This is a genomic window from Larsenimonas rhizosphaerae (genome assembly GCF_023700005.1).
GTDB classification, from domain to species: domain Bacteria; phylum Pseudomonadota; class Gammaproteobacteria; order Pseudomonadales; family Halomonadaceae; genus Larsenimonas; species Larsenimonas rhizosphaerae.
In genome coordinates this window covers 1078464-1090853 of record NZ_JAMLJK010000001.1, presented here as the reverse complement: position 1 = coordinate 1090853, position 12390 = coordinate 1078464, and the positions used below count along the sequence as shown (strand labels likewise).

Below are 12390 nucleotides of genomic sequence, written 5' to 3'. Positions count from 1 at the left end.
AAACGCTACCGCTCTGGCTGCGTTACTGCGCGTGCCATATTTTTAATGCCCGTTTCGAGAATGTTCATGACATTGACGCCGGCCGTTCGCTTCACTGGATACTGGATCGCTGCCCTGCTGATCCTGATGGCTTTCCGGCCGGTGAATGCCCATGCGTCGGAGCTCGAACTGCGCGTTACCGACCGTGCCAGCGGTCACCCTCTGCAGGAGGTGGTGGTGACCCTGATGCCCGAGTCTCCCGTTGCCCGCCAGCAGGGCGTTCCGACTACTTATGTCATGAGTCAGAAACAGCAACAGTTCGTGCCTCAGGTGCTGGTTATTGCACGTGGCGACAAGGTCAACTTCCCCAATCGTGACACTATTCGCCACCACGTGTACTCCTTCGCCCGAGGCAACAGCTTTGAATTGAAACTGTATCTGGACGAACCTCGTCCGCCGGTTACCTTTGAACACACAGGCCTGGTGACCGTCGGCTGCAACATCCATGATCAGATGCGAGGCTACATTGTTGTAACGGATGCCCCCTGGTTTGCCATGACCGACAGGGAGGGCAGGATCACCCTGTCGGACCTTCCCGAAGGGAAATACACCCTGACGCTCTGGCATGAACAACTGGCTGCCAACAAGCAGACCAGTCAGTCGATGCCCATGGTCGTACAAGGCGCCCGCCAGCATGAAGATATAGCCCTGACACTGGCATCCACCGCGCCCGCCCTGCCCGAGCCTTCAGCGCTCCAGCAGCGGTTCAACCGTGCCTTTGATCAGGCAGGCGAATCAAGGTGAGCTTTCGCAGCCGGCTGACGCTGACCATTCTGGTCCTGCTGATGGTATCGCAGGTGGCCATTCTGGCAGCTGTACTCAATGGCAGTCATCGAGATATCCAGCGCCAGATCAGCGATCACATGGATATTGCCGTGCGCGTCATGGAGCAGACCATCAATCAGCATCGGCAACAAATGCTTGATAGTGCCGAGGTGCTGATTTCGGATTACGGGTTCCGCTCTGCCGTGGCAAGCCAGGACAACCCCACGATTGAAAGCGCCCTGAACAACTACGCCGCACGGATCGGCGCAGATCTGATGACGCTGAACGGCCTGGATGGCCGGCTTCTGGTCAGTACCCGCCCTGAGTTGACGACTCGTGGCGTCTTCCCGTTCACGTCACTATGGCGCAAGGCGCACTACGACGATCGCGGCTCGACCGTCACCATTATCGGCGGCATGCCGTATGTGATCATTTTACTGCCGGTCAAGGCCCCGGATACCATCGGCTGGGTCAGCATGGGCTTTGCCTTTGATACTCCCCTGCTGTCTCGCATCAAAACCATTACCGAACTGGATATATCCCTGCTGGGAGGCACACCGGCAGCCCTGCCACCACTGGTATCGACGCTGTCCCCCGAACAGCAGAAAAGCCTGGACCTCGACCACACGCCCTCATCCAGCCTTGTATCGCTGTTCAGCATCGGCAATGCCCGGCCGGTCAACCGCCAGATCATCCTGGGAGATAGCCCTGATGGCCATCTGACGGCCGTTCTGAGCCACCCGACGAGTTCACTGATGGCACCCTATCTCGCCATGCGCATGCGCTTGATCGTGATCTTCTTCGTCACCCTTGTCAGCGCCACCATGCTGTCACTGCTGACCGCCAATACCGTGGGCCAACCCATCAAGCGGCTGACAGACGTCGCTCGTCGTATCGGAGACGGGGAGCGCATCAAGGCCAGGCCACCTGCCAATGACAAGAGCGACCTGGGGGTGCTTGCCAGCACCCTGCACATGATGCAGGACAAGCTCTCGATGCGAGAAGCCCAGCTGCTGCATCAGTCACGCCAGGACCTGTTGACGGGCCTCCCCAACCGTCAATCCGCCGAGGCTCGCCTCGCCACTCTGACGGAAAAGGGCATGCCCTTTACGTTGAACCGGTTATGCATCAATGAATTCAAGCGCATCAACGATACCTTCGGCCACGTTAACGGGGATCGGGTTCTGATCGAAATCGGCACCCGCCTGCGACAGGCTGTCGGCGATCAGGGGTTTGCCTATCGGATCGGAGGCGATGAATACCTGGTGTTGTATCCAGGCTATAACCATGACACCACCGACCTGCGCCATTTGCATGACGCTCTGGCCAGCCAGCCGGTACTGCAGGATATTTCCCCCATCAACGTCAGTATTTCCATGGGCCAGGTCCACTACCCGACCCACGGGCCGGATGCCGAGGTACTGCTGCGGCGGGCAGATATTGCGCTCAATGATGCCAAGCACAGCGGCAGCCATCTTAAAAGCTATAGCACCGGCATGGATGAGCAGCACCTGCGACGACTGGCCATTCTTCAGGACCTGCGAACGGCCCTGCTCAATGATCGCCTTTATATGGTGTATCAGCCCAAGATAGATCTTCGCAGTGGCAAGGCAACGCATCTGGAAGCGCTGGTGCGGTGGGAGCATGACACCCTTGGTTTTATCCCCCCGGACGAGTTCATTACCCTGGCCGAACATTCCGGCAATATCGCCATGCTGACCGATTGGGTACTTCATCAGGTCGCCGCACAGATTGCTCGCTGGAACGAGCAGCATCATGTGTTTTGCGTCTCGGTCAACCTATCCGCTCAGGACTTGACCGATCATCAGCTTCCCGCGCGCATCGCTGCCATCCTTGCCGAACACGCCCTGTCTTCCCGGCAACTGGTGCTCGAAATCACCGAGAGCGCCTTGATGGAAGACCCCGTCGAGGCCCGCCGCATACTGGAAGAATTGCGCCGACAGGGACTGCATATTTCCATTGATGACTTTGGTACCGGTTACTCCTCCCTGTCACAGCTCAGGCACATGCCGATAGATGAGCTCAAGATCGACAAGTCCTTCATCCTGAAGCTCGACTCGCAGTTCGAAGACGTCATGATCGTGCGATCGATCATCGATCTGGGCCACAACCTGGGGCTGTCGGTAACCGCAGAAGGGGTCGAAAACCTGCAGAGCCTTGCGATGCTTGAGGCCATGAATTGCGATGTGGCCCAGGGGTTTCTGTTTGCTCGCCCCCTCAAGGCTCAGGAATTGCTTTTCTGGTTCCAGGCCTTTTCATCCAAGTCGTTTTCAGACGAGCAGATTCGGCGCCGCAAGGAGGTAGTCACGCCGCCGATCCCGGTCACCTACCAACGCAGGGAAACATGATGCGCAGCGTACGCGAGAAGTACTCATGTGTTTTGATGTTGCTGGCGCTGGCGCTGCTGCTGGCAGCACTCCCCGCTCGGGCCGGCAGCCGGCTGACGGCCACAGGGGGGGCAGGCAGCATCGAAGGCAGTGCAGGGGGAGGATTGATTCCCTGGGCGGTGCTGACCGGCACCGCCAGCGATACCGAAACGGGGGCGGGTGTCGGCATGAGCCACGCCTGGCTGGATGATTATCAGCTTCATACGCTGAGCGCCGCTGTCACGATCAACAACCGACTGGAGCTGAGCGTTGCGCGACAGATCCTGTCGCTCGATACGCTGGGCCTTGACTCGCTGCAGCTCGATATTTTCGGCCTCAAGGCACGGCTGTGGGGGGACCTGGTGTACAGTCGTTCCGGCCAGTTCAGCGCCGGCGTACAGTACAAGACACTGGAAGATGATGCACTGCCCCTCGCGCTTGGCGCTCGGCAGGGTCATGGCGTTGATGCCTACCTCAGCCACTCGAAACTCTGGCTGGGAGCTGCCGCCGGTTATAACCTGTTGAGTAGTGTCTCCCTTCGCGCCACCCGCGCCAATCAACTCGGTCTACTGGGCTTCGGCGGCCCAAAGAACGAGGCATATCATGCCGTTTGGGAAGGCGCGTTGGCATTGATGCCAAATGCACACTGGGCCCTTGGCATGGAATACCGTCAGAAGCCGGATCAGCTCAATGGTCTGCCAGAGGATGATGCCAAGGATCTTTTCGTGGCCTGGTTTCCTCAAAAACATGTTACCGCCACGCTGGCCTGGCTCGACATGGGTCGCATTGCCGGTCTTGATCGCCAGCAAGGCGTCTATGCGGCACTACAACTCGCCTTTTGACCTGACAGAGATGACGGAGGCTGCCCATGCTGCGAACGACGCCCCTGCTTATGGTGCTGATACTTGCCCTGATTACAGGGTGTGCCAGCACCTCTCACGAACCGCCAGCACCAGGCCTTGCGATCACGCCCGCGGCGGATGACACGCTTTACAGGGCGCTCGGTCAGAGAGAGGGCATCCAGTCACTGATTCGATCGTTCCTCTATGTGATTGCCGATGACCCGCGCATCGTTGACCAGTTTGCCGAGGCGCCCATCGACAGGCTGGAAGAGAAGCTCAATGAAATGGTATGCGTCATTGCAGGTGGCCCGTGTCACTATAGCGGGGACAGCATGCGGCGGGTTCATCGTGGAAAGCACATCAGTAATGCCGACTTCAACGCACTGGTGGAAGACCTTATCAAGGCCATGGACAGGGAGGGGATTCCCTTCACGGTTCAAAATACCCTGCTTGCAAGGCTGGCAGTCTTTCACGGGGATATTGTTCATCGCTAAAAGGTGAATTAATACCTGCATCAGGCCTGAAAAACATCCTCGCTTGTGTCACCCTAAAGTCTATATCGACCGGCCTGTTCATCCACATCACGCCGGTTTCTAAAGTCGCGACAGGATGACAGCATGTTTGCTCAGCTACTTGCGGTAATGGCGCCGGTCTTTGCCGGTGCAGGGGTCGGTTTTTTCTGGGTCCGACTCGGCCAGCCCTATCCCACGGGCTTTATCACCAAGCTCGTGCTGAATGTTGGCACCCCCTGCCTGATCATCAGCTCGCTGGCCTCCACACATGTCGATCCTGACGCCTTTTATCGCATGGCCGGTGCCACGATCATCATGCTGGGCGCACTCACCGTGGTGGCGTTGATCATCAGTCGGGTATTTTCGATCGCCTGGCAGGTCATTCTGCCCCCGACCCTGTTTCCCAATACCGGGAATATGGGGCTGCCGGTCATGATGTATGCCTTCAAGGATACCAACGGGTTTCCGCTGGCCATTGCCATTTTCGTGGTTGTATCGCTGGCACAATTCATCGTCGGTGGATTTACCGCCAGCCGGCATCCCCTGAAGAGCTTGGCCAGAATGCCGACAATCTATGCCATCATCATCGCCCTGCTGCTGATGGCCTTTGAGATCACCCTGCCACTGTGGCTCAGGAACAGCATCGACCTGCTGGCCGGTTTTACCATTCCAATGATGCTGATAACCCTTGGCGTATCACTGGCCAGCATTCGAGCCAGCAACCTGAAAAACGCCATGCTTTTTTCAATTGCACGGGTAATCATCGCGGGCAGCCTGGCGGCCGGCGTAGGCTACATGCTCGATTTGCCGATGGTCGCACGCTATATCCTGATTGCCATGATGTGCATGCCGGTGGCCGTTTATAACTATCTGTTTGCTCAAAAGTCAGGGCGCTCGCCGGAATTTGTGGCAAGTCTGGTACTGTGCTCAACCCTGCTGTCCTTTATCTATATGCCGCTTTTACTGGGCTTTTTCATGCACCGGATGTAAAGGCGACATCACCAGAACCAAAAAAACCGCCCGAAGGCGGTTTTTTTACATCAGGATATTTCAGATTACTGCGCCATTTTCTGCACTTTCTGCATCAATTGCGGATCATTCTGAACGGCCTGACCGATCTGGTTGAACTGCTCAACTTTCAGGTCATTGCTTTTAACGGCCTGAACCATTTCGGTATTGGCCTTCTGACGAACCTGCTGCTGAGCATCCTGCCCCTTGGCGTCCTGCAGCTGTTGCGTATATTTCTGTGAAATACCGGCAATCTGCTTGGAAGCAGAGGCAAAGTTCTCAAGCTGCTGATCCGTAAAGTCAGCGTGCTTTGCAGCAGTAGAGGCCTGCGCGTCGGAACCGGAAGTGGAATCAGCAGCGAATGCCGGAGCAGCTACCGCGCCGGAAGCCAGCAGAGTCGCGGTCAAAAATGCCGTGGTACGTTTCATAAATTCTCCAATCGCTGTCATTGATGTAGTACTAGGACGACAGAATAGGCGATGAGTTCCAGCCATGGCTGTTACTGATTGCAAAAGATCGTAAGTACTACCGCCTGATAAATATGGTGCTGCCAGGACAGTGTTTCAACCAGCAATGGTATAAACGGCTGAATTTCTGCGGTTATCAGATCATCATAATTTAACCAGCCGGGTACACTTTGATATCTGCCTTCACAGGAGATGTGCTCATGAAACGGTCCTCAGGCTGGCTGGTCGGTGTCCTGTTGCTTGCAAGCCCGGTACTCCATGCCGATATCAGGCTGACCTACTGGGATAACGTGACCCACGAGGCTGTAACCACCACGGATGCCGCGCTGATTGCCCGGGCTCGTGCCCTGCCCATCAAGGCTCGGTTGATGCTGATCAATCGAGTCGTCAATCAGGCTGCACGTCAGATGCCGGACAAGGTGGATGAATGGCGCGGCCTTGACGCGTTGATCAAGGCTGGTGAAGGGGACTGCGAGGATTTTGCTCTGGCCAAATACCAGTTGTTACGGCGCAGTGGCGTAGAGGATCGCCATCTAAGGCTGCTGGCGGCAAAGGACCAGTGGAGTCCGACCTACCACATGGTATTGCGCTATCAGGATGGCACTCTTCCCTCTCCCCTGATTCTGGATAACCTGACGTTGATGATGCTGCCGATGAGTCGGCGAGACGACCTTGATCCGCTCTACAGCTTCAATGCCACAACGGCCGAACGATGGAAGAACGGCAAGGCACAGACCATTCACCTGTCTACCGGTATTCGGCTTGATGGCACCTTGCTGGCCGAACGAGCCGCGCGACTGATGACGTATTGATAACGTGCCACGCTGCGCATTCATGCCTGTGCCACTGGGTTCAGGCCACCAGTGCGTCACTAAGATAGTCCCTCAATCGGGCATTCCTGAACTGATGCTTCAGGTACCAGAGCTGGCGAGAAGTCATGGTGCTGGGCCGAGTCATGTACAGCACTTCAGCCATGGTAGGAATAAACGGCTTGAGCAATAGCGCCATCCCCGCCTCTTCAGGCGTCATGTCGGCCTTCAGCGCATTGCAGCCGTGGCAGGCTGCCACCGCGTTGAGCATTGTCAGCGCGCCACCACGTGAGCGAGGATAAATGTGATCAATGGTCAGGGCTTGCCGGCTTAGACCACACCCGCAATATGCGCACCGCAACCCTTCTCGATACTTGCACAACACCCGGTTGAATCCGGTGTGTTCGAAGGCCAGAAATGCTCCGGCAGGTGGGGCCACGCCGATTACCTCGGGAATGTCGACATAGGACCGGCAGCCCGTCAGGGAGTTTGTTCCTCCATGAAGCCGGTACCGGTTGTCGCCATCGGTCCAGACGACAGCACCCTCTTCCTGGCGTGTCATCAACAGGGTAGCTTCTTCAAGGGTCAGCCAGTCGATCGGGACGCCCGAGGCGTGTAAACGAAGAATCATGGGATAACGCATATCCACCTCCTTCACTGACAACAGCGACGCATACTTCTTTTTACCACGCGGCCGTGACGGCTGCATGACGTTTTGCGCCCTGATCCCCCGGACATGCTCCTATTCGTCAAGACGCTCCAGATAGAGGGTGCCACCCAGCTGGTTCATTTGCTGCCGGATCCAGCGTGCCCGACCCTGCACTCGAGCCGAGGGCGATACCGGGCTCCAGTCGCGCGGGGCCGGCAGTACAGCCGCAAGGCGGGATGCCTGTACTACTGTAAGTCGCGCAGCGGACTGCCCGAAGTAGTGTCGTGATGCGGCTTCAAGTCCAAATACTCCCGTATCCCACTCGGCCACATTGAGATATACCTCAAGAATACGCTCCTTGGGCCAGACCACTTCGATCAGTGCGGTAAACCAGACTTCCAGCCCCTTTCTCAACCAGCTGCGCTCGGTCCACAGGAAAACGTTACGGGCCGTCTGCTGGCTGATGGTACTGGCGCCACGAAGAGGGTCTCCGGATAGCCAGGCATCGATGGACTTGCGGATCTGCCGGGTATCAAATCCGTGATGGAAGGGAAAACGCTGGTCTTCAGAGGCAATGACGGCAAGCTTTGCGTTGGCCGACAATTCGTTATAGGGCGCCCACTCATACTGAAGGTCAAAGGGTTCGTGACTGATCCAGGCGCTGACCTGGCGCTCGGCCATGACCATCGACAGGGGAAGCGGAACAAACCGAAACAGAATAACAGCAGCTATCGACAGGGCCATGAAGCCCAGTAGTAGCCTGACGCACCATTTCACGACAAGCGCGATGGCAACCTTGATCCCTGACATAGGTACCTGACTCGTTGTTTTATCGTGTCAGGAGTATATCAACCAGCCACCCCTGGCGCAGGGCCGGAGTGGCTGTAACGGGCATCCGCAACAATGAAGGCGCTTGATACGCCCACACCGGCACGTTATGCGTTCAGGTGCTGTGCATGATAATCAAGATGCACATTGATGTAGGTCGCGATGAAGAAGTAACTGTGGTCGTAGCCTTCTCGACGATTCAGGGTCAGGGGATGATTCTGTTCCTGACACACGCGTTCAAGCTGATCAATATTGAGTTGTGACTCAAGGAACTGATCTGCCTCGCCCTGCTCGACCAGCAGCGGCTGACGGGCGTCATCGCGCTTGATCAGCTCGCAGGTATCGTACTCGGCCCATGCCTGACGATCATCCCCCAGATAAGCCTGAAAGGCCTTTTCACCCCAGGGGCAATTTACCGGATTGGCAACAGGTGAAAATGCCGATACCGAAGCGTAGCGGCCAGGTTCGCGCAGGGCGCAGACCAGCGCGCCATGACCACCCATGGAATGGCCACTGATGGCTTCCCTATCGTTGACATTGAACTCCTGCCGTACCAGTTCCGGCAGTTCCCGGGTCACGTAGTCATACATCCGGTAATGCGACGCCCAGGGGGCCTGAGTTGCATTGAGATAAAACCCCGCGCCGGTGCCCAGATCGTAGGACTCGTCTTCTCCGGGGACATCAACCCCGCGCGGGCTGGTATCGGGGCACACAATGACCAGACCCAGCTCGGCCGCCTGGCGCTGCGCGCCTGCCTTTTGCACGAAATTCTGATCAGTGCAGGTCAGACCTGAAAGCCACCACAACACCGGTTTGGGGGTTTGATCATGCTCGGGCGGCAGAAAGATCGAAAAGGTCATGTCACAGCCAAGCACCTGCGAATGATGGCGATAGCGGCGCTGATAGCCGTCAAAGCAGCGTACTTCTTCAATGCATTCCAGTGTTTCGGACATTTATCGTGCACTCCCTGGTAACAAAAACGGGGCCAGCGGCCCCGTCGGATGGATCACGTGCTCAGAAGTTCAGCACGGTACGAATGGACTCTCCATCATGAAGCAGTCGGAAGGCTTCGTTGATGTCTTCAAACTTCATGGTATGGGTAACAAAGTCATCGATATTGATATCACCCTGCATATAGCGCTCGACATAGCCCGGCAACTCGGTACGCCCCTTGACGCCACCAAAGGCAGAGCCCTTCCAGACCCGCCCGGTTACCAGCTGGAAGGGACGCGTGGAAATTTCCTCGCCGGCACCAGCCACGCCAATGATGATCGATTCACCCCAGCCCTTGTGGCAGCACTCGAGAGCCTGGCGCATGACGTTGACGCTGCCGATGCACTCGAAGGAGTAGTCAACACCGCCGTCGGTCATGTCCACCACGACTTCCTGGAACGGCCGGTCGTAATCGCTCGGATTCAGGCAATCCGTCGCACCGAGTTGACGAGCGAACTCGAACTTGTCCGGATTGAGGTCGATGGCAATGATGCGGGATGCACGGGCCATCTGGGCCCCCTGAATCACCGACAGACCGATGGCCCCCAGACCAAATACCGCCACGGTAGAGCCCGGCTCGACCTTGGCAGTATTCATGACAGCCCCAATACCGGTAGTCACACCACAGCCCAGCAGACAGACCTTGTCCAGTGGCGCCTTGTTGCTGATCTTGGCCAGTGACACCTCCGGCACGACCGTGTACTCGGAGAAGGTGGAGGTGCCCATATAGTGATGGAGTTTCTTGCCATCAATGGAAAACCGTGACGTGCCATCCGGCATGACGCCCTTGCCCTGCGTTGCACGTACTGCACTGCACAGGTTGGTCTTGCCGGACAGGCAGAACTTGCACTTCCCGCACTCGGCCGTATAAAGCGGAATGACATGATCGCCAGGAGAAAGCGATGTGACTCCCGGGCCGACTTCCTCAACAACACCACCGCCCTCATGGCCAAGAATCGATGGGAAAAGCCCTTCCGGGTCCTTGCCTGACAATGTGTAAGCGTCAGTATGGCAGACCCCGGTGGCGACGATACGCACCAGTACCTCACCCTGCTTCGGACCTTCAACATCAATTTCCGCGATTTCCAGAGGCTTGCCGGCCTCCCAGGCAATGGCCGCGCGTGATTTCATGTAAACACTCCCGATAAAACATCAATTGGATACTGCAGTTAAGTGCCGAAACAAGGCAATACGGCAATAATACCGAGTGTAGGCAAATATGATCGCCGACAGAAGAGAACAGACGTCATAATAGTATTGCCATTCAGCAACAATGACAGGATAACTGCTGTAACCATGCAACACTGGGATCGTATTGAAGCCTTTATTGCCGTTGTCAGAACCGGCCGGTTTTCTTCAGCAGCACTCGCCCTCAAGGTATCGGTTTCTCACGTCAGTCGGTTGGTCGCCGGGCTGGAGCAACAGCTTGGGACACAGCTTCTCTATCGCACGACCAGAACACTGCTGCTGACCGACGCCGGGCGTATTTACTTTGAGCGGTGCCAGCCACTGATCAGCGAGCTTGAGGAAGCAACCCATGCCGTACAGTCGCTGGCGGAATCTCCTCATGGCCTGCTTCGCGTCACGGCAGCAACCAATTATGGTGAACGCTTCATTGCACCGCTGGTGAATGACTTCATGACATTGCATCCCCAACTGGAAGTGGACTTCCACCTCACCAATCGACGGATCAACCTACTGGAGGAAGGAGTGGATCTGGCCATCCGGCTGGGAACGCTTGCGGACTCCAGCCTGATGGCCAGACGCATTGCCAGCCGGCAGGAATACGTAGTGGCAAGCCCTGACTACCTGGCCCGCGAAGGTGTGCCGGAAACGCTGGACGCACTACGCCACCATCACTGCCTGGCCGGCTCTCGAAGAAGCTGGGTCTTTCAGGAAAACGGCCGCCGCCGTGAAGTGCGAATCGATGGGCGCTGGCGAGTAAACTCCGGGCTGGCACTACTGGATGCAGCCCGCAAGGGGCTCGGACTGGCTCAGCTACCGGACTATTACGTGATGGACGATTTACACCAGAACAGTCTGGTGAGTGTACTGAAGAGATACCGGCATCCGGATACCGGCGTATGGGCAGTGTACCCGGGGCATCAGCACACATCGCCCAAGATCAGGCACTTCATCGATTTTCTGGTGGGTGCACTGCCGGCACCGCTGCCCGATCAAAGAATGCCGGACAGCGATGGGCATTAGGCGCCCGGCAGGTCGGCCTCCGGAAGAACGCTTTGCAGACTTTCTTCCAGATATCCTTCGGAGAACCCGGCAACACTTTCCAGCCGCTTCTCATCCAGGATCGTTATCCGGTTTCGGTCACGAATCAGCAGGTTTTCTTCGCGCAGTTCTGTAAAGGTTCTACTTACATGCACCGAACTGAGACCCAGCGCGTCTGCAAATATCTGCTGAGACAGGGGCAGCTCGAAACTCAAGCCCAGATCAGGATCGATACGCTTAAGTCGGCAGTACAGCTCGAATACCATGTGAGCAGTTTTTTCGAACGCATTACGCCGACCGAGATTTACCAGCCGCTCGGTCAACATCATCTGTTGACGCCCGGAAATGGAGAAAAAGATCGAAGTAAGGCGTGTAGAGCGCTCGAATATATCGACAATATTGCGATGCGGAAACCGGCAGACGACGCCATCGGTCAGCATTACGACGCCACTGAGCCGACGTGTAAAGGCAAATTCACGCAGCCCGATCACATCTCCCGGCAAGAACACATCCAGCACCTGGCGGGAACCATCATCAATATTGCGATAGGAATAGGCCCAGCCGGCGCTGATGGTGCACAGCTCTCCAGCCAGATCGCCTTCTTCCCACAGCACCTCATGTGCCGACAATGAGACCGGGCCCTTTTCCAGCGACATGAGGAGCTCTTTTTCATCCGCTCCAAGCTGACTGTAATGACAAAAGTGACGAACAATACAGCTGTCTTTCTCACTCATGCTGTTTTCCCCGGATATTGGACTTTTACCTATCCATGACCCTTTGGACAGTCATGGCGCGTTTGAATGTACATCCAGGCTCGGCACGGGCCATCATGCTGGAAAATTGCACGGTTACTATTTTCAACGGA

At 56.6% G+C, this 12390-nt stretch carries 13 protein-coding genes; 7 read left to right on the top strand and 6 right to left on the bottom strand.

Features of this window, described 5'->3' with window-relative positions:
• Window positions 1-66: 66 nt before the first annotated feature.
• From NAT21_RS04935 to NAT21_RS04915, 5 genes are all read left to right on the top strand, one after another.
• Complete coding sequence (locus NAT21_RS04935; RefSeq protein WP_250936170.1) at window positions 67-783, top strand: methylamine utilization protein; 717 nt, start codon at window positions 67-69, stop codon at window positions 781-783.
• The gene (locus tag NAT21_RS04930) at window positions 780-3173 is read left to right on the top strand and encodes a bifunctional diguanylate cyclase/phosphodiesterase (RefSeq protein WP_250936169.1); all 2394 of its coding nucleotides are present in this window, start codon (window positions 780-782) and stop codon (window positions 3171-3173) included. Before NAT21_RS04935 ends, NAT21_RS04930 begins: the two co-directional genes overlap by 4 nt.
• Window positions 3173-4033 (top strand): DUF3034 family protein, encoded by an 861-nt coding sequence (locus tag NAT21_RS04925; RefSeq protein ID WP_250936168.1) that lies wholly within the window; start codon window positions 3173-3175, stop codon window positions 4031-4033. The genes NAT21_RS04930 and NAT21_RS04925 overlap by 1 nt, the downstream gene beginning before the upstream one ends.
• 26 nt (window positions 4034-4059) lie before the next feature.
• A complete protein-coding gene (locus NAT21_RS04920; protein WP_250936166.1) occupies window positions 4060-4527 on the top strand; it encodes a group I truncated hemoglobin in 468 nt (155 codons plus the stop codon).
• 123 nt (window positions 4528-4650) lie between these two features.
• Window positions 4651-5535 (top strand): AEC family transporter, encoded by an 885-nt coding sequence (locus NAT21_RS04915; protein ID WP_250936164.1) that lies wholly within the window; start codon window positions 4651-4653, stop codon window positions 5533-5535.
• Between the two features lie 65 nt (window positions 5536-5600).
• Here NAT21_RS04915 and NAT21_RS04910 read toward each other — a convergent pair whose 3' ends face one another.
• Window positions 5601-5981: a DUF4168 domain-containing protein gene (locus NAT21_RS04910; RefSeq protein WP_250936162.1), complete on the bottom strand. Its 381-nt coding sequence runs from the start codon at window positions 5979-5981 to the stop codon at window positions 5601-5603.
• A 239-nt stretch (window positions 5982-6220) separates the two neighbouring features.
• Between NAT21_RS04910 and NAT21_RS04905 the strand changes: the two genes are divergently transcribed.
• Window positions 6221-6832, top strand: a complete 612-nt coding sequence (locus tag NAT21_RS04905) for a transglutaminase-like cysteine peptidase (protein WP_250936160.1) — start codon at window positions 6221-6223, stop codon at window positions 6830-6832.
• 40 nt (window positions 6833-6872) lie between these two features.
• Here the strand turns inward: NAT21_RS04905 and NAT21_RS04900 are convergent, their stop codons facing one another.
• The 4 genes from NAT21_RS04900 to NAT21_RS04885 all read right to left on the bottom strand — a co-directional run bounded on the left by NAT21_RS04900 (window position 6873) and on the right by NAT21_RS04885 (window position 10430).
• Complete coding sequence (locus NAT21_RS04900; RefSeq protein ID WP_250936158.1) at window positions 6873-7472, bottom strand: HNH endonuclease; 600 nt, start codon at window positions 7470-7472, stop codon at window positions 6873-6875.
• Between the two features lie 99 nt (window positions 7473-7571).
• On the bottom strand, window positions 7572-8288 hold the full coding sequence (mtgA, locus tag NAT21_RS04895) for a monofunctional biosynthetic peptidoglycan transglycosylase (protein WP_250936155.1): 717 nt from the start codon (window positions 8286-8288) through the stop codon (window positions 7572-7574).
• Window positions 8289-8413: 125 nt separating this feature from the next.
• Window positions 8414-9259, bottom strand: coding sequence for an S-formylglutathione hydrolase (fghA, locus tag NAT21_RS04890; RefSeq protein WP_284732660.1), 846 nt, complete (start codon window positions 9257-9259; stop codon window positions 8414-8416).
• A 61-nt stretch (window positions 9260-9320) separates the two neighbouring features.
• The gene (locus tag NAT21_RS04885) at window positions 9321-10430 is read right to left on the bottom strand and encodes an S-(hydroxymethyl)glutathione dehydrogenase/class III alcohol dehydrogenase (protein ID WP_250936152.1); all 1110 of its coding nucleotides are present in this window, start codon (window positions 10428-10430) and stop codon (window positions 9321-9323) included.
• A 165-nt stretch (window positions 10431-10595) separates the two neighbouring features.
• On the opposite strand from NAT21_RS04885, the gene NAT21_RS04880 reads away from it, so the two are divergent.
• Complete coding sequence (locus NAT21_RS04880) at window positions 10596-11507, top strand: LysR family transcriptional regulator (RefSeq protein ID WP_250936150.1); 912 nt, start codon at window positions 10596-10598, stop codon at window positions 11505-11507.
• Here the strand turns inward: NAT21_RS04880 and NAT21_RS04875 are convergent.
• On the bottom strand, window positions 11504-12259 hold the full coding sequence (locus NAT21_RS04875; RefSeq protein ID WP_250936148.1) for a Crp/Fnr family transcriptional regulator: 756 nt from the start codon (window positions 12257-12259) through the stop codon (window positions 11504-11506). The two genes, NAT21_RS04880 and NAT21_RS04875, sit on opposite strands and share 4 nt — an antisense overlap.
• Window positions 12260-12390: the final 131 nt, after the last annotated feature.